The sequence below is a fragment of the Streptomyces sp. WG5 genome (genome assembly GCF_049974565.1).
GTDB lineage: Bacteria > Actinomycetota > Actinomycetes > Streptomycetales > Streptomycetaceae > Streptomyces.
This window is the reverse complement of the sequence record NZ_JBNGGC010000002.1, coordinates 1-17,541: the sequence shown is the minus strand read 5'-3', so window position 1 is coordinate 17,541 and position 17,541 is coordinate 1. Positions and strand designations below refer to the sequence as shown.

Here is a 17,541-nt window from a genome sequence, read left to right as displayed (position 1 = left end):
CGTCAGCCCTCGGTCAGGTCGGGCCGGCGGATCAGCTCCACCCTGAGCAGCTCGGCCAGCACGGTGCCGTCCTCGGACAGTACGGCCGCGTCGCACTCGGCGGACATCCCGTCGGTCCGTCGTGCCGAGACGACGACGCGCGCGGCTCCCCAGTCGGTCCCCGCCCGGTGGATCCGGCACTCCCGGATTGACATCGGCAGCGCCGCCCCGACACCGGCCCGCAACGTCCAGCCGACGGCGAGTTGGAGGGCGCCGTCGAGCGCGGCGACGTCCACCGTCCAGGGCACGGCCGGCCAGGACTCGACGTCCCGGGGGCGGAGCGCGGCCACACCCCCGTCGGCGCCGAGCCGGACCTGGTCCAGGACCTGGAACACCGGGCCGTGGAAGAGCGCCTGTCCGTCGTACGGTTCGGGGACCTCTTCGAGGCCTTCCGGCGTTCGCCAGCGGTGCGGGTCCGGCGGCGGGCCGTCGGCGACCACCGTGCCGGCGTACTTGGCCCCCACGGCGCCCAGTTCGACGGTGAGACCGCCGCGCCGCGCGGACTCGTCCGTCCTCGTCCGGCCGCGCAGCACGAGCCTCTCGCCCGGTTCCTGCAGTTCGATCCTGCGGAGTACCCGCAGGTCGTGGAGGACCAACGGGCCGGTGTCCGGCCGCCAGGACCGGGCCAGCCCCGTGAACCAGTGCACCAGGACGGCGACCGGAACCACCGGTGCCCCGTCGATCCGGTGGTCGTCCAGCAGCGCGTACTGCGGCCGGGCGAGGGTCAGTTCGGCGACCGGTCCCTGCCCGGCAAGGACGTCGGGAGCCACGTCCCCGGCGGCGCGCAGCACCCGGGTGGGCCCGCCGGGGTCGGCGAGTTCGGCGACGAACGCGCGCGCTCCGGCAGCCGGTTCGATCAGCTCGACCCCGGCGGCGCGGAACCGTTCCGCGATCGTCCGGGTGACCATGCCGCCGTCCCAAGGACCCCAGGCCAAAGAGCGTGTCAGGCAACCGGGATGGGCGGCGGCGTACGCGGAGAGCAGATGGTCGACGGCGGTGTTGGCCATCGCGTAGTCGGCCTGCCCCGGGCTGCCGAACACTCCGGAGGCCGAGGTGAACGCCACGAGCAGGGAGAGCGGGTCGTCGGCGGTGGCGGCCAGCAGGGCGCGCAGCCCGTCCACCTTGGTGGAGTACACCAGGGCGAACTGCTCGTCGGTCTTGGCACCGATCAACCGGTCGGCGATCACCCCGGCGCCGTGCACCACCCCGGTGATCGGGCCCCAGTCCCGGCGTACCTCGGCCAGGGCATCGCGCAGGACCACCTCGTCCCGGGTGTCCACGGACAGGTAGCGCGTCGGCGAGCCCGCATCCTCCAGGGCCCGCAGGGTCTGCCGGACCTCACGTACGGCCAGCATGCGCCGCGCCTCGGCGGCGAGTTCGGCTGGTGGGGCCTGGCGGGGGCCGGTGGCGAGCAGCCGGATCAGGCCCGCCTCGTCGGTGGCCCCGGCCAGCCCCGCGGGCTCCTCGGCCAGTGCGGTACGGCCGAGGAGCACCAGTCTGGGCCGGTGGGCGGCCGCGAGTTCGCGGATCGCCGACGCAGTGACGCCGCGTGCGCCGCCGGTGACCACGATCACCGAGTCGGCATCGGCCCGGGGTGCGACGGGGCCGGGTGCGACGGGGCATGCCAGCGGAACCGTCCGGCTTCCGTCGGCGGGGAGACCGACCGTGATCGACGGCCCGCCCGCGGTGAGCTCGTCGGCGATCGCGGCAGCGACCTGCTTGTCACTGCGCCCGGTGCGTGCGCAGTCGATGGCCTTCACCGTGGCCAGGGGCCACTCCCGGGCGGCGGTCCTGGCCAGTGCGTCCAGACCACCATGGACCGGCCGGCCGCCGCTTCCGCTCAGCCCGAAGTCGCCCCCGGTGTCCTGCACGGTGACCAGGAGGCCGCCGGCCGAGCTGAGCCGGTCGGCCAGCCCCCGGACCGCCGCGAAGGCGGCCGGCGGGTCGTCGCCCTTGTCCAGCAGGATCACCGACCGTGCCTCGGCCGGAAGACCGGTGACGAGCCGGGCCGGCACACCGTGGGCCGCGAGTTCCTCGACCAGCAGATGACCCACCCGGGTGGAGTCGTCGAGCACGAGGAGCTCCCGGTCGCGCAGACCGGCCAGGGCCAGCCCGGCCGGCGCCAGCGGCAGGGCGCGTACCGCCAGGCGGACCGGCTCCGGACGGTTGGTGGCGGTGGGGACTTCGGCGGCGGGGGCATCGGTGGCTTCCGGACCGGCGGCGGGCTCGGAGTCCACGTCCTCGGGGGATCCGGGGGCGGAGGTCCCGAGAGGCTTCGGGGACACCGGGGACACCGGGGACACCGGGGACACCGGGGACACCGGCGGCGGACCGGCGGACGCCTGGTCGCCGGCGTCATCTATCTGTCCCGCCATCTGGGCGACCTTGACCGAGATCTCCCGCAGCGTGCGCAAGGACGCCAGCTCGGACAGGTCGGCTGCGGGCAGTTCACCCACATGTTGGCGGACCCGGGAGAGCACTTCGACCTTCTTGATGGAGTCGATGCCCAGGTCGGCCTCGAGTTCCATGTCGAGGTTGATGATGTCCGCCGGGTAGCCGGTGCGCTCGGCGACCACCTCCAGCAGCAGCGCACCGATCGACTCGGCGTCCAGCGGCACCCCGTCCAGCGGCACCCCGTCCAGCCGCAACGCGTCCGATTGCGGCCCGAGCAGCACCAGCCCGGGCGCCGGGGGCTCCACGGGCGACGGCACGACGGTGGCCTGCGGGGGCGGCGCCGGCGCATCCGATGTCGCCTCACCCCTATCGCCGCCCGAACCGGAACGGAAGGGCTGGCCAGAGCCGGGGACCGTACCTGACGGCACCGGGGCGTGGACCGGTTGACCGGAGGGCACGACCTGCGCGCCGGTGGCATCCACCGCGACCTCTGCGACGGGCCATGGCTGCGGGGCGTCCACGCCGACGGCGGGGAGACGGACACCGGCGGCGCCGAGCAGGGCCTCCATCGAGGCATGCGCCGTCCGCAGATAGAGCTGGTGGTTCTCAGCGGTCACCCGTTGGTACGTGGCATGCGCCTCCGCGCTCTGCCGCTGGGCCTCGGCCAGGAGCCGCAACCATTCCGTCGACGGAGCGGGGTGGGCCGAGCCGGTGGACCGGACGCTCGGGGTGGCCACGGGAGCTGGCGTGCCCGGCCGGATGTCTCCGGGCCTGTCCGTGGCCACCTGGCCGGGGATCAGCGGTGCCTGCGTGCCGGGCCCGGCCGGCTCGGCGAGACCCGGGACCGGTTTCGGGGACGGGCCGGCAGAGGACACCGGCGCCGACCAGGCCACCGGCTGGACCGACAATTGCGCCGCCGGCATCGGGCCCGGGACGGGCCGCGCGGTGCCGGGGCCCGGGACCGGTGGTGTCGCCTCCGACACCGCCGCGGGCGGCACCACCGGCCCCGGCCGCCCCGGCGCCCCGTCGGGCGACGCCACCGGTCCCGGAGCTGCGGGAGTGGCACGTCCGCCACGATGGTCATCGCGGTGGTTGCCGCCGTTGATCAGGACCGTCATCCGGGGCTTCTCCTCACGATCCGGCTCGGGCACGGGCTTGTGCCCCTCCCACAGCGCGGACAGGTCCATGGCGACCCCGCGCACTGCGACCCGCCCCAGCCCGTCGTAGAACGCGGCCAACCCGTGGCTTCCGCGCCGGTCGAGGCTGATCGCCGCGTGCTCACGGTCACCGAGTACCTCACCGGTCAGCCCGGTCAGGGTGGTGCCGGGCCCGACCTCGACGAAGGTGCGCACCCCGTCCTCGTACATCGCCTCCACCATGTCGCCGAACCGCACCGGCGTGGCCAGTTGGGCGGCGATGCCGCGCCGCACCGCCGCCGGTTCGCGCCGGTACGGGGCCGCATCGGCTCCCGCGTACACCGTCCGTGCCGGCCGGTGGACCGTGAGGTCGGCAAGGAAACGGGTGAACGGCTCGGTGGCGTCGGCGACCAGGGGACTGTGGAACGCGGCGGCGGCGTTCAGCCGGCGGGTGACCACGCCGATCGCGGCGCACCGGGCCTCCACGGTGGTCAATGCCTGGTCCGTGCCGGCCAGGACGACCTGCCGGGGCGCGTTGTGGTTGGCGACCCACACCCCGTTCACCTGCTCCGTCAGCTCCTCGATGCGCTCCAGCGGCGCGTTCACCGCGAGCATCCCCCCGGCGGTGGTGGCCGCGTCCCGCATCAGCTCCCCCCGCCGCCGGGCCAGCCGGACCAGGGTGGGGGCGTCGAAGGAGCCCGCCGCGTGCAGGGCGACCAGTTCACCGAAGCTGTGCCCTGCCACGCAGTCAGGCGTCAGCTTCAGATCCGACAGTACGGCCAGCAGGGCCAGGCTGTGCGCGGCCAGCGCCGGCTGAGCGACCTCGGTGGCGGTCAGTGCCGCCTCCAGCGAGGCACGGTCCTCCTCGCTGAACACGGGGGGCGGGAACACCTCCCGGTGCACCGGGAGGACTGCCGCGACCGCGTCCCAGGCATCCCGGGCCGCCCTGTGGTGAACGGCGAGTTCGGCACCCATGCCCACGTACTGCGCGCCCTGGCCGGGGAAAAGGAAGGCGACCCGGCCGGGGGCGGGATCACCGGTGGCGAAGTGCGCCCGGGGCGCGGAGAACGGCACCCCGGCCTCCACCCGGACCGCCAGCGCGTCCAGCCGCCCCGCAAGATCGGTGGCGTCGTCGGCCACCACGGCCAGCCTCGCCCGGTGTTCGGTCCTGAACGCCGCCTGACACTCCCGCGCGATCGCCGCCAACGGCCGGTCGGGCCGGGGCCGGCGGATCAGTTCGGCCAGTGCGCCGGGGGAGGGGGCGCTGAACAGGACGAGTTCGCCGGGGGCCGCCGGGAGGTCCCAGGCTCGTCGACCGCCCCTGGCGGGAACGTATTCCTCCAGCGTGACGTGGAAGTTGGTGCCTCCGAAACCGAAGCTCGACACGCCGGCGCGGCGCGACCGACCGGCGCCGCTGATCCAGGGCCGGGTGGCGGTGTTCAGGTAGAAAGGGGAATCGGTAAGCTCGAGTTCGGGGTTGGGCCGCTCCACCTTGATGGTCGGAGGCAACACCCGGTGGTGCAGGGCGAGTACGGCCTTCAGCATCCCGACGGCGCCGGCGGAGGACTTGGTGTGCCCGAACTGGGACTTGGCCGAGCCCAAGGCGCACCACTGCCGGTCAGAGCGTCCTTCAGCCTGGAACACCTCCCTCAGCGCGGCGACCTCGGCGGCGTCACCGGCCTTGGTCCCGGTGCCGTGCGCCTCGACGAGTTCCACGCTCTCCGGGCCGTACCCGGCCACGTCGTACGCCCGGCGCAGCGCCCGTTCCTGGCCGGCGGCCAGCGGCGCGTAGATGGCCTTGCTCCGGCCGTCCGACGCTGCGCCGAGGCCCCGGATCACCGCGTAGATCCGGTCCCCGTCGCGTTCGGCGTCGGCCAGCCGCTTCAGCGCGAACATGACCACGGCCTCGCCGAGCATGGTGCCGTCGGCGTCGGCCGCGAACGGTCGGCAGTCCTCCGTCGGAGAGAGCGCCGGAGTCTTCGAGAAGCATACGTACGTGGTGATGTCGTTCAGCACGTCCACGCCGCCGCAGATCACCAGGTCACAGCTGCCGAGGGCGAGCTCACCCAGTCCGGTGGAGAGCGCGGCCAGCGACGAGGCACACGCGGCGTCGGTCACGTGGTTGACGCCGTGCAGGTCGTACCGGTTGGCGATCCTGCCGGACACCACGTTGCCGAGCAGACCGGGGAAGGTCGCCTCGGTCCAGGCCGGGAAGTTGGCACTGATCCGGTCGCAGATCTCGTCGGCCGCGGCCGGGTCGAGACCGGAGGCGAGGAGTTCCCTTCTCCACACCGGCCGGGAGAGCCGCGCTGACACCTCGAACCCCATGGCCAGGCCGCTTGTGCCCAGCACCACCCCGACCCGTTCCCGCTGTTGTGCGGTCATCCGCCCAAGGCCGCAGTCGGCCAGCAGGTCACCCGCGGCCATCATGGCCAGCAGCTGGGCGGTGTCCGTGGCCGCAAGGTCGCTCGGCGGGATTCCGTACGCCAACGGATCGAACTCGAAGTCAGGCAGGAACGCGCCCCTCCGCACGTAGGTCTTGTCCGGAGCGAACGGGTCAGGGTCGTAGTGGTCGGCCGGTGACCAACGCTCCACCGGTACGTCGGACATGAGATCCCGGCCGGCGAGGACGTTCCGCCAGAACCCTGCCACGTCTCGGGAGCCTGGGGTGAACGCGGCGAGACCGACCACCGCGACGGGAACCTGGGCACGTTCTGCTCTCATCTGCGCGGACACTCCTGCAGGGGTCAGGCGAGTTTGCGGGGACGGAACGTCAGGGCGGAGTCCGGTATGGAAAGCCCGAAGGTACGCAGCTGGTGCGCGCGAGTGATCACGGCGGCGCCCTCCAGCAGATTCAAGGCGATCTGCGTGACGGTGCGCCGGGACGGATCGGCAAGCAGGCTGCCCCGGGCCCAGTTGTTGAACGCGCCGAGCGAGGGACCGGCCCACAACTGGTAGTCGGCGCGGCGCTCCGGCCGGCCCTCGATCGCCCATCGGCTGGCGTTGCCCACGTACCACCGGAATACCAGGGCCATCCGGTGCTTGGGATCGCGTTCGGCTCTGGCCAGCTGTCCGGGGTCGCGCCGTAGCCAGAACCGTTCGGTGTCCGCCCAGATCGCGTCCAGGTCCGCGCCGAACACTTCGTTCTCCAGTCTGTGCCGTGTGTCGGCGGGGATCTCCGCCAGGGACCGGTGACGCCGGTAGACGTCGTACAGTCGCTTGGCGCGCGCCGCAAACAGGGTGCCCCTCGTCAACACCTGGACCTGAATGCCTTGCTCGAACATGTCCGCGGCCGGGGCCATGGCCACGTCGGTGACGCCGGCTCCGGCCAGCAGCTCCCGCGCGTCCGCGGACACCCCGGACTCTGCTGCCAGTTGATTGACCGATCCGGTCATCACGTAGGCCGCGCCGAGTGCGAAGGCACCGGCCACCGCGCTGGGGGTGCCCAGACCGCCCGCGGCACCGACCCGGATCGGGCGGAGGAAGCCGTACCTGGCCGCCAGGGTGTCCCGGAGCGCCAGCAGCTCGGGCAGGATCACGGACAGCGGACGGCTGTCGGTGTGACCGCCGCTGTCGGCCTCGACGGTCACGTCCTCGGCGACCGGGACCAGGCGGGCCAGCCGGCCCTGCTCAGCGGTGAGAGCCCCGTCCCGGACCAGCGCGTCCAACAGCGCCTCCGGCGCAGGCGACATGAACTTCTCGGCCACCTCACGACGGGACACCTTGGCGAACAGACAGGTGTCCCTGACCACCCGGCCGTCGGCGTCCCGCCGCAGTCCGGCCGCCGCGCAGCGGACGACGGCGGGGGTCAGGTCCATGAACGCGGAGGCCGAGATCCGGCGTACACGGTGACGCAGCAGGAGGTCGGCGACCTGCGACTCCAGTCGGGGCTCGCCGGGTGAGTGGATCAGGTTGACGCCCCAGTTGGGCGCGTCGCCCAACGTCGCGGTCAGCTCCTTCACCGCCTGTTCCACCCGGTCGGGGGCGAGTCCGGCGGCGCCGAAGAAGCCCATGAGCCGGGCTCCGGCCAGCTCCATCACCATCTGGGTGGTGGCGATCCCGTTGGCCATCTCCCCGGCCACGTAGGGAAACCGTGTTCCGTGTGCCTCGGCGAAGCCTCGGTCGCCAAGCCACTCCGGGTACACCGGTGGGGCCAGCCCGACGAGCGGGTGGCCCCCGCCGGGCCCGAGCGTCCCGCCCATGGCCAACCCGTACCCGGATCCGCCGCCTACCACGTACAAAGGCTCACGGATCCGGGCCGCGTAGGCGGAGATCCCGGCCGGGTCGAACGCGGCCGGCTCCGAGCCGGGCCGCCAGCAGACCTGGGGCACGCCGGCGGCGCGTCCGGGCGCCTCGGACAAAGTGGTGTTCACCGGTCGGCTCCTCTCGGACGCGGCGTCGGTGTGGGCGTAGGTCCTCCGGCCGGCCCGTATCCGTTCCCGGTTGGGCCGGCTGCCCTGTGGCGACCGTCCTCGGCGGCACGACCGACAGCGGGCGGGCTCGCCGAGTCCCACACCTTCCGGGTGGCCGCACTGCCGGGCACGGAGGAACACGCCCGGGGACGCGACACGGGGACGGCCGGGGAACGGCCCCAGGAGTCGACCCGCCGTCTCGAAGCGGGCCACAGCAGTTCAGCGATGCGGTGCCAGGTCAACCGAGGCAGCCTCCGTTCGGGGTGGGAGCCCGGACAGCAGGTACTCCAGGCTGATGTGTTCCGGGACGCCCGCCGGTCCGAGTCTGGCCCTCACCCGGGAGTCGTCGTACCGACGGTGGTGCCGCAGATAGCAGAACACCCCCCTGATCAGTGAAAGGGCCGACTCGTACGGCGAGGGGTCGGGGAGCTCCAGCACAACTGCGATACGGACCCCGGAGAGTTGCTCCAGCAGTCTGCCGAACACGGCGACCGGTGTCTCCTGGCCGTGTACGACGTGGTAGGTCTCCACCCCGTCGGGGGGAGGCAGGTCGGCGAGCCGGGCCATCACGGCGGCGGCGGATCCCACCGGCATCAGGTTGAGTTGCCCGTCCGGCCGCCCCAGGATCCGGAAGGGGTCGGTCCGGGGGAGGAGCACGTCCGGTGACCGGCCGGGGCCGAGCTGGCTCCGTGCGATGCCGGACAGGGTCCGCGTGATGTTCAGCAACGGGTGTTCCGGGAGATCCGGGTGGGGCGGCAGACCGGTGGTCAGGACGCTTGGTCGGAAGATCACCGCCGGTCGGCCGGTGGCCCTCGCCCACGCGTGCACCAACTGTTCCGCCTCGAACTTGGACCGTTCGTAGGTGCCTTCGAAGCCGTAGGCATCGGTCAGTTCGTCCTCGTACACCACCCCGGTCCGACGCGCCCCGGCCACGAACGCCGTGGAGACGTGGAACACCACGGGGGTACGGCGTCCGGCCCCGGCCAGGTCGAGGACGTACCGGGTGCCTTCCACGTTCACCTCGCGCAGCGTGGCCAGGTCACCGTCGAGTGTGGTGTTCCCGGCGCAGTGCCAGATCGCGTCCAGCGAGTCCGCCAGTTCCTGGTAGTCACTCTTCGGCAGGGCGAGGCCAGGTTCGGTGATCCGGGCGGACACCACCTGGACACGGTCGGCGAGGCCGGTGAGGCCGGGGGCGAACCGGTCGAGGCCTCGGGTGATCCGCTCCCGTACGCGGTCGGGCTCCCCGCGCGCGAGCACTGTGACCGACGGGTGACGGCGTAACAGCTCGTGCAGAAGCCGAAGGCCAAGGAAACCCGTGGCACCGGTCAACGCCACCCGCACCGTACCCCCCCCGGCTCTCGGCCCCTGATGCCGGCCCACGTTCTCACGCGGAAAGCGGTGGGACGAGGCCACGGGAACGGCATCACTCGTTGTGCTGACATTCAGGCAGAACCGTGGCGCACCGCCGCTTTAGCTGGTAAGCACCTGTTCTGCACCGTGCGTGGGTACGGTCCGGCACGCCTGCTTGCCCCTGCGTTCCTGGGTATTGCGAGCCGCCTGGAACACACAGGAAGGAACTCAATGGGCCGGGACCGCCTTGCAGCGTCCTACGGCGATGCCAATCCACTGTTCCGGTTGTGCCGACACCTGGGCTGGGGAGCACTGGTCAACCTCGGTTACCACACCCTTCCGACCCTCCCCGGGATCGTCGGTGGGCTGGCTTGGTTTCAACGACGGCTCGAGACCAAGAGCCTGGAACTCCTGCAAGCCAGTCCGGGACACCGGGTGCTGGACGCCTGCTGCGGACGCGGCCACACCACCGCCCGGCTGGCTGCCGCGGGCTGTGACGCCGTGGGGGTCGACATCACCGCCGACCAGATCGCACAGGCTCGCGCCCGGTACGGCGACGCCGTCCGCGCCACCTTCGCCGTGGCCGATGTCACCGCCTTGCCGCAGGCAGAGGGCACCCGTGCCACGAACGGCTCGTTCGACCGGGTGCTCTGCCTGGAGGCGGCCTTCCACCTCTCTCCTGCCGACCGCCGCGCTCTGTTAGCCGAAGCCTTCCGGGTACTGCGCCCCGGCGGAAGGTTCGTCCTGGTCGACTTCGTCTGGAACACGGACGATCCGTCGATGATCCGGCGGCTCGATCCACTGGGCCTCGTACGCGAGGCGTGGCAGTTCGACGAGTTCGAGCCCCTGAGGCGTTACCTGAGGCACGCGGAGGAGACGGGGTTCGTCATACGGCGCACCGTCGACTGGACCCGTCCGGTGATCGAAGGCTTCTCCCGTCTCGGCGCTCTCCTGACACGCATGGCGACGAACCAGGCCGGCCGGGGACTGCTGTGCTTGCGCTGGCCCGACTTGCGCGAGTTCAGCGAACAGGACTGGCGGCACACCCTCGCCAGTGTCGACGCCCACTGCTCCGTAGGACGCTGCACGGGCTACGTCGCCCTGGTGCTCGACAAACCAGCTTGACCACCACCTCCGGCCGGCTCAGCCGCTGTTGCTACTGGCCCTGGACGTGCTCGATGAGCCCGCTTCCGGCGGAGCGAGCTGCCCGGTGCGCGACACCGAGGGACTGCTTCGCGCGGCGGTCGGTGGGCCCTGCGCTGATCCTCGGGTCGATCACGGTGGCGGGCATCGTCGGGGTCTGCCTGAGCAGCTCACGGATCTGCACCTCGACCGCGTCGACCACCGAACCTTTGGCCTGCCGCTCGTACCTCGGCGGCCGGTCACTCGCCAGTGCACGCTTCACCGTGTTCTTCGAGATGCCCAGATGCCGGGCGATCGCCCGGATCGGCATCTGCTCGGCCCGGTGCAGCCTGCGGATCTCTGCCCGGTCCTCCACGCGGACACCCTTCCCTCCTGACCTTCCGATCAAGATCAGGTTCAGGCGAAGACCAACGAGAGGGGCACTTCTGATTCGCCGTCAGAGGGTCAGAACTCAGGTTCTGGACCACTTTCCGTGCTGGGCCCACGGAGGGTCACCACAACCGCGATCACGAACGCTCGTGGCTGATGTACTCCTCCAGGACCTGTGGTTCCACCGGGTCGCGGATCTCGTGACCGACGCTCTGGCGGCGGCGATCCGCACCCGCGGCAGCCTCGCCGGGACGATCATGCACACCGATCACGGAGCCCAGTACACGAGCAGGGCCTTGGAGCTTGCCCCAAACCTTGGCTCTGCTCCACTCGGTGAACCGACGGTGCGCGGTCGGTCCAGACGGACCGACGACCGGTGGTAGCTGCCGCCAGGTACAGCCCGTCGTGGCCACGAACGTGATCGCCGCCAGCACCTCGCGATCCCCGTGCCGCCGTCAGCCGCCACCCTGCGGACGCACCGGAGCGGCCGGGACCACTCGCTGAAACAACTCCCACAACCCGTCCGGAACCAGACGCTCCACCCACGTCACCACATCAGACAGCTTAGTGATCAAACCATTTGAGACGACTTCTAATGGCATGAAGCTATCGGACCTGGCCAAATACCACACGCCCCGCTGGCAGTCGACAACGTGCATCCGTGACGCGCAGGCCAAGGCGCGCCCCCGGGCGAGTGGCGACCGTAGCCCGTGACAGCGGGCTGGATATGGGCGCAGGTCCGGTTGGCGGCCGACGGCGACCTCGATCGCCGCGACGAAGTCGGGGTGGGTGCTGAGGGCGAGCTTGTGCCAGCCGGCCTCGAGGACCTGGCGGTCGCCGACAGAGCCCGGTCAGAAGTTCGGCCATCGGGTGTGGTCCCGCCGCCTGTCCCTGCGGAGCACGATGACGGGTCGCGTAGCCGGTCGGTGCGTGGCCTCCTGTGCCACAGCTGTGGACTCCTGTGCCGTAACGCTTGATGCCAGCTGTGCTTGCAGTACTGGACTGAGACCGGGCCTCCAAAAGTCCGCGGGGAAGTCGTCGGGGGCTTCCCGGGGCTGGAGCGTGATGACTCCGATGATCTGGCTGTCGGTGACGCGGTAGGTGAGGGTGTAGCGACGCGGTCTGCGGACGGGGAGCCCGGCGCGGGTCTTGCCTGCCGGTGGGCAGGCCGTTCGTGGGCCTCTTCGCGCGCTCCGGTCGGAGGAGAGCCGCGTCGTCAACGGGATGTGCGGGAAGCCGAAGTCGTCTGCGGGCCCGAGACCGACTCGTGCGTACAGGGTGCGATGCCCGACCGGATCTTCGCCCGGCGGGGCACTCGTCACCTTCGCAGGCGCGGTGAGCGGCCTCCTGGTCGTCTTTCTGGAGAGCTTGTCCCAGACTTCCTGCCAGCGGCGTACGCCGCTCGGGGAGACGTTCATGGCCTCCATGAACGCGGTGAGGTGCTCGCGCGAGGGGACCGCCTCGCCTCTGAGGATGACGCTGAGACTGCTCTTGGGGTGCCGGTAGCGTCCGTCGGGCGCGCAGCCGGCCACGGCCTGGAGTTCGCTGAGCGGCGGCTGTCCTCGGCGTGCGCGCATCTCGATCATGACGCTGTGGAGCTGACCGAAACTGTCGACGTTCTCAGGGTGGAGCAGGGCTGAACGCACGGTTTTCGCCAGGTCCTGGAACTCTGGAGAGATGCCGGCACGGCGCCGTCGGTCTTCCCTGGCCCGTCGCGCGGCCGTCCACATGCGCAGGGCCTCGTCGGGGTCCGCGCCGCACGCCGAGGTGAAGGCGAGAATCAGGCGCCGGGTGGGTACCACCCGGCCGGAGGCGCCGCGGGAGAACGCGGACGCCGTGAACTCGTGATCGGTCAGTTTGGCCATTGCCGCGTAGGTGAGACCGCTGCGCTCGCGCTGGGCGCGGAGCCATCGCGCGAGCGCAGCGGCCTGCCGGGTGTCGGCGGCAACGGCGTTCTCACGCCGTCCCATGGCTGCTCAGACGATGTCGGGCGGCGGTGGTGCCTGCGGCCCGCGCAGTACCTTCGGAGACATCGAGCACGGTGCGTGCATGAACATCCGACCCCCCCGCGTATACGCGAGCGCGCCCGTACCGTGTCGGTCCGGTGTGATCCGGCTACCCGACCACGTCCGGGTGTGACTGAGCGCTTCAGTTGGCGAGCTTCGCCAACTGAAGCGCTCAGCGCGGGGTGTGTCCGTTACCGTCTCGGTCCTACTGCGGCGTACAGCACGGTGCCGGTCACCAGCAGGGCCCACGCGGTCGCGGCGGACGCCGTCGTAGCGGGGGAAATGATCATCCAGCCGCTCACCTCTCCCGCGATGCCGGGCGGAACCGGGACGAGGAGGGTGAACGTGAGCCAGCCGATCGGCAGGGTCCATGCGAACTGTGCCCCGCAGAGCACCGCCCCGAGCGCGGCCAGGCCGACCAAGCCCGCGCTGTCGCGGACGACGAGCGCGGTCGGGGCGAGCTTGGCTCCCGCCGCGTGGACCGCCAGCAGCGCCGCCCCGGCAGCCGCGCCGGCCAGCAGCACGTGCGCCGCCCGCCGGGGCATCCACCGGATCGCGGCCGTCCGATCCAGCGCGACGTCCCGCCCACCGAGCCCGACGGAAGCGGCCGCCACGTTCGCGGTCAGGACCAGGACCGCGATCCCCAGGTCCATAGGGCCCGCGCCGTCCTGGTTGAAGACCCACGCCGCCAGCGCGACGAGCGCGACCGCTGCGGCCGAGGTGGGCACCTGTCGTGAACGGGCGTACAGGATCAGCCATCTCATTGCGACGCCTTCCCCGCCAACACCGAAAGCTCGTCGTACCCCGTGCAGGAGAGGGCGGCGGAGTGCACCTCGGCGATCCGCGAGCGCTGCTCGGCCGGTGACAGCGCCATCAGCCGCTGCCAGGCGACGCCGGCGTCCGCCCATGTACGCTGCGAGTACGCGTAGGAGTCCGGCCTCTGCAGCGGTTTGAACCGGTGATCGCCTAGGGCCCAGCTCGCGGCGATGCTCTGTACGGGGATGTCGACCTGCCCCCCGCCCTCCCAAGGGGTGCGCGGTGCGCAGTTCGGTGCCAGGCCCTGGGCGACCAGGAGGCGGGTCAGTTCCGCCCCCGTCGCATGGGCGATCAACGGGTCGTCGAAGTCGACCAGCACCGCGTCGCCGGAGAGTTGGCGTTCGTCGCCCAGCGCGCGCAGCGCGGTGTCCTCCCGCACCGAGTTCGGTGCCTTGTCGCCCAGGGCGTCGTGCAGCACGCGCAGCGCGTCCTTGCCGCGCGACGCGAGTTCGGGCAGGTGTGAGCGGTTTGCCTGCGTCACGCACACCGGCCCGTCGCAGACCAGGGTGGCGGCGGCCTTGTCGATGACGTAGGTGTCGCGTGGAGTGGCCGGGAGGATCAGCAGGGCCAGGGCCGCGCCAGCCAGGACGGGGGCCACCGCGAGCAGCCGGGCCTGGAGGGTCGCGGCCGACAGCAGTGCGAAACCCGTGGCGAGCAGGCCGAGCAGCCAGAGCGTCTGGCCGAGGTGCACGGAGCCGGACAGGGTCAGCAGCATCTCCCGCGGCTCCGCAGTCACCGGGAACAGCAGGGCAAGCCGGTTCGGCGCGGCGCTCGACGGCAGTGCCCCATCATTGCTCTGCCGCAGGAAGAGGGCCGTCAGCAGGAGGAACACTGTCAGGGCCGGCGGGGTGAGCGCAGAGGGCACGGCCCGCGCGACGCCCATGCCGAACACGACCCCCGCGACGAGGGACAGCGCCGCCACCAGCGAGATCGGCAGCCAGCCGAGACTCGTGTAGGTGGTGGCGCCGAGGGCCACCTGGACTCCGCCCACGAGGACCAGGAGGCCGAAGCCGGACGCCAGCACGAGTGCCGTTGCACCGGCCGGCAGCGCCGCACGGCGCCAGGCCGGCAGCGGTGTGGTCGTCAGCAGTTCGGCCATCCGCGAGCGGGAGTCGCGCAGCCCGTACACCGCCCCCAGGCCCACCACGAGCGGCCACCAGAAGCTCAGCAGGTACCGGGTCCACAGGGCCATGGAGGTCCATTGGGCCGTCCATCCTGCGTCACCCTGCCACCAGAGCCCGTCGATCAGCAGGAGGACCGCCAGGCTGCCTGCCAGGACGACGACGCCGGGCCACGGGGCGATGGAACGCTTCAGCTCGGTACGCAGGACACGTGCGTTCACCAGGTGTCTCCCGGCTGCTCGGAGCCCTGGAGCAGCGCCGAGTAGCCGCGCTCCAGGGGGCTGCCGCCCGGGTATTCGGGGCCGCCCGCCGCGGCCAGGCCGTCCGGCGTGCCCTGGAAGACGAGGCGGCCGTCGGCGAAGAGCACCACGTCGGAGCAGGCAGCCGCGACGTCCTCGACCAGATGGGTGGAGACGACCACACACGTGTCGCGGCCCAGTTCCTGCAACAGCTCGCGGAAGCGCAACCGCTGCGCCGGGTCCAGGCCGACTGTCGGCTCGTCCAACAGCAGCACTGCGGGATCGTTGACGATGGCCTGAGCGATGCCGGCCCGTCGCACCATGCCGCCGGACATGGTCTTCATCCGGTGGTCGGCGCGGTCCGCCAGGCCCACCCGTTCCACGGCCCGCTGGACGGCCCCGGGGATGGCCGCCTTCGGAACCTCCTTCAACCAGGCCATGTACTCGACGAACTCACGCACCGTGAAGCGCTTGTAGTAGCTGAAATCCTGCGGCAGGTAGCCGATCCGGCGGCGCAGGGACCGGTGGTCAGCCACCGCGCCCACGCAGGTGCCGAGCATCTCCAGTTCGCCCTCGGTGGGGCGCAGCACGGTGGCCAGCGTCCGGATCAGGGTGGTCTTTCCCGCTCCGTTGGGTCCCAGGAGGCCGTGGGTGCCGATGCCCAGGCAGAGGTCGAGTCCGTCGACGGCCATCTTCTTGCGTCCGACGCGTACTCTCAGGCCGCTGGCCCGGATCTCCCAGGCGTAGGTTTTCGGCGCGGTGTCGGCCGTGTTTGTGGGGGGCATCGTGCAGTGGTCCCTTTCGAAGGTCGACGATGGTTTCACAGCGTTGAGTACGCGCTTCTGCGGACGATCACGGCGCCGATGCCGAGCGCGAGGAGCAGTCCCCACACGGGCAGTTGGTCGGGCTGGAAAACAACTCGCAGGGCAGGGGGGGCGTGGCCGGTGACCCACGTGGGTGCCACGACGACGACGCCCCACACGACCGCCAGTCCGGTGGCGGCGCGGGTCACGCCGACCAGGCTGCCCAGCGCCAGGGCGGTGGAGGTGAAGGCCAGGGAGGGCAGTAGCCACTGCGCGGCCGTCATGGTTCCGGTCAACCAGCCTCCCACCAGGAGCCCGGGCAGGACCACCACGAGAACCACCGTGGTGCGCCTGAAGAGCAGGGGCAGGCCGGCTCGGGCGGTCGAGGCCGTCAGTTCGTACGCCGGGTCCAGGCCGCGCGACCACGATGCGGCGACACCGCACAGCGGCAGCACGGGTGCGATCGCCATCACGGGGGAGATGTCGCCGAAGAACGTAGGCGGCGCGAGCGAGTCCAGCAGCAGCGCCATCATGGTGACCACGATGGTCATGGCCAGCCACGGGGCCATGGCCGGCGTCAGCCAGGCCGACAGCCACCTCGGGCGGTGTCGCCGCGAGGGTGTCCTGACGGCCGCGTCCAGCTGCGGTTCCAGACCGGCCCGGACGGTGTCGAGGAGCGTGGCGATGCCGGGCGCCTCGGTGGATACGGAGGCCGCCAGACGATTCCGGCACATCGCGCACGTCTCCAGATGGGCCTCCAACGCCCACACCGCGTCCACGGCCATCTCCGTATCACCACGTGCGTAGTCGTCGAGCAACCGCATCGACGCGTGTTCCCCGCTCATGCCAGCGCCTCCCGCATCGCGATCCGGGCCCGGCGGGCGCGGGTCTTGATCGTGCCTTCGGGCAGTCTGAGCAGGACGGCGGTCTCCCGCACGGAGAACCCGTCCAGCACCATGGCCTGCAGGACCTCTCGAAGTTCCGGCGCCAGTCGCCGAAGAGCGTCACCGACGTCCCCGTCGACGGTCCTGGCCAGTGCCTCGTCCTCCGCCGCGGGCACCACCGCCCGCTCGGCGGCGGCGACCGGCGGCTCGGCATGGTGGGCACGGCGCCGGAACGCGTCGACGAGGCGGCGCGCCGCGATCGTCCACAACCATCCGACGGCCGTCCCGCCGACCGCGCTCCCGGCGAACGCACCGGCCGCGCGCCACACCGCCAGATAGGTCTCCTGCATGACCTCGGCGACGATCTGCTCGTCCGCGCAGCGGCGGCGCAACCGCACAGCCAGCCACGGCGACGTGCGCCGGTACAACTCGTCGAACGCCCCGCGGTCACCTTTGGCCACCAGCCGGACGAGGCGCTCCTCGTCCAGCTCGTCCAGTGCTCTCACGCGTGATCTCACACCAGCCAGACGCCCGATGGCGCGCACAGGTTCTACGACTGACGTGGTTTGCGTCACAGTGTCACGCGCGGAGGGTTCCGATCCCCGTGAAACCCGGTCGTCGGTTGCGATCCGGCCCGTGGTGAACTCTGGCGCCTCGCGGTGCTTCACCCTTCTCGGTCCAGCCCTGACCGAGTACGCCGACTGACTCGCAGTCGCAATCGATGCCGAAGGCCCAGCCCGCCAACTGAAGCACTCACTCGCCAACCGAAGCGCTCAGTCACACCGGGCGCGCGGGCTGTTCGGGGCGCGGCTGCTACAGGTCGAACTCG

At 71.6% G+C, this 17,541-nt stretch carries 11 protein-coding genes and 2 pseudogenes; 1 reads left to right on the top strand and 12 read right to left on the bottom strand.

What is annotated here, in order from left to right; all coding sequences use genetic code 11:
• Positions 1 to 2 precede the first annotated feature (2 nt).
• The 3 genes from ACP4IX_RS01970 to ACP4IX_RS01960 form a co-directional block, all read right to left on the bottom strand.
• Positions 3 to 6,293 carry an SDR family NAD(P)-dependent oxidoreductase gene (locus tag ACP4IX_RS01970; protein ID WP_426554558.1) on the bottom strand — a complete coding sequence of 2,097 codons (6,291 nt, stop codon included), beginning with the start codon at positions 6,291 to 6,293 and terminating at the stop codon, positions 3 to 5.
• 23 nt (positions 6,294 to 6,316) lie between these two features.
• Complete coding sequence (locus tag ACP4IX_RS01965) at positions 6,317 to 7,942, bottom strand: PfaD family polyunsaturated fatty acid/polyketide biosynthesis protein (RefSeq protein WP_426526805.1); 1,626 nt, start codon at positions 7,940 to 7,942, stop codon at positions 6,317 to 6,319.
• A gap of 258 nt (positions 7,943 to 8,200) precedes the next feature.
• Positions 8,201 to 9,322, bottom strand: a complete 1,122-nt coding sequence (locus tag ACP4IX_RS01960) for an SDR family oxidoreductase (protein WP_426554557.1) — start codon at positions 9,320 to 9,322, stop codon at positions 8,201 to 8,203.
• Positions 9,323 to 9,616: 294 nt separating this feature from the next.
• Here ACP4IX_RS01960 and ACP4IX_RS01955 point away from each other — a divergent pair, with 294 nt between their 5' ends.
• Positions 9,617 to 10,456: a methyltransferase domain-containing protein gene (locus ACP4IX_RS01955; RefSeq protein ID WP_426554556.1), complete on the top strand. Its 840-nt coding sequence runs from the start codon at positions 9,617 to 9,619 to the stop codon at positions 10,454 to 10,456.
• A 136-nt stretch (positions 10,457 to 10,592) separates the two neighbouring features.
• Here the strand turns inward: ACP4IX_RS01955 and ACP4IX_RS01950 are convergent.
• The 9 genes and pseudogenes from ACP4IX_RS01950 to ACP4IX_RS01910 all read right to left on the bottom strand — a co-directional run.
• A pseudogene (locus ACP4IX_RS01950) lies at positions 10,593 to 10,829 on the bottom strand (helix-turn-helix domain-containing protein); the annotation flags it as partial.
• A 151-nt stretch (positions 10,830 to 10,980) separates the two neighbouring features.
• Positions 10,981 to 11,115 (bottom strand): hypothetical protein, encoded by a 135-nt coding sequence (locus ACP4IX_RS01945; protein ID WP_426554765.1) that lies wholly within the window; start codon positions 11,113 to 11,115, stop codon positions 10,981 to 10,983.
• 27 nt (positions 11,116 to 11,142) lie between these two features.
• Positions 11,143 to 11,445: pseudogene (locus ACP4IX_RS01940) on the bottom strand (transposase); the annotation flags it as partial.
• A 249-nt stretch (positions 11,446 to 11,694) separates the two neighbouring features.
• On the bottom strand, positions 11,695 to 12,813 hold the full coding sequence (locus tag ACP4IX_RS01935) for a helix-turn-helix domain-containing protein (protein WP_426554555.1): 1,119 nt from the start codon (positions 12,811 to 12,813) through the stop codon (positions 11,695 to 11,697).
• A gap of 227 nt (positions 12,814 to 13,040) precedes the next feature.
• On the bottom strand, positions 13,041 to 13,613 hold the full coding sequence (locus tag ACP4IX_RS01930) for a hypothetical protein (protein WP_426554554.1): 573 nt from the start codon (positions 13,611 to 13,613) through the stop codon (positions 13,041 to 13,043).
• Positions 13,610 to 15,007 (bottom strand): hypothetical protein, encoded by a 1,398-nt coding sequence (locus ACP4IX_RS01925; RefSeq protein ID WP_426554553.1) that lies wholly within the window; start codon positions 15,005 to 15,007, stop codon positions 13,610 to 13,612. The genes ACP4IX_RS01930 and ACP4IX_RS01925 overlap by 4 nt, the downstream gene beginning before the upstream one ends.
• Positions 15,004 to 15,810: an ABC transporter ATP-binding protein gene (locus tag ACP4IX_RS01920; RefSeq protein WP_426526792.1), complete on the bottom strand. Its 807-nt coding sequence runs from the start codon at positions 15,808 to 15,810 to the stop codon at positions 15,004 to 15,006. Before ACP4IX_RS01920 ends, ACP4IX_RS01925 begins: the two co-directional genes overlap by 4 nt.
• Before the next feature lie 35 nt (positions 15,811 to 15,845).
• The gene (locus ACP4IX_RS01915) at positions 15,846 to 16,673 is read right to left on the bottom strand and encodes a zf-HC2 domain-containing protein (protein WP_426554552.1); all 828 of its coding nucleotides are present in this window, start codon (positions 16,671 to 16,673) and stop codon (positions 15,846 to 15,848) included.
• Positions 16,670 to 17,218, bottom strand: coding sequence for an RNA polymerase sigma factor (locus ACP4IX_RS01910; protein ID WP_426554551.1), 549 nt, complete (start codon positions 17,216 to 17,218; stop codon positions 16,670 to 16,672). The genes ACP4IX_RS01915 and ACP4IX_RS01910 overlap by 4 nt, the downstream gene beginning before the upstream one ends.
• Positions 17,219 to 17,541 lie beyond the last annotated feature (323 nt).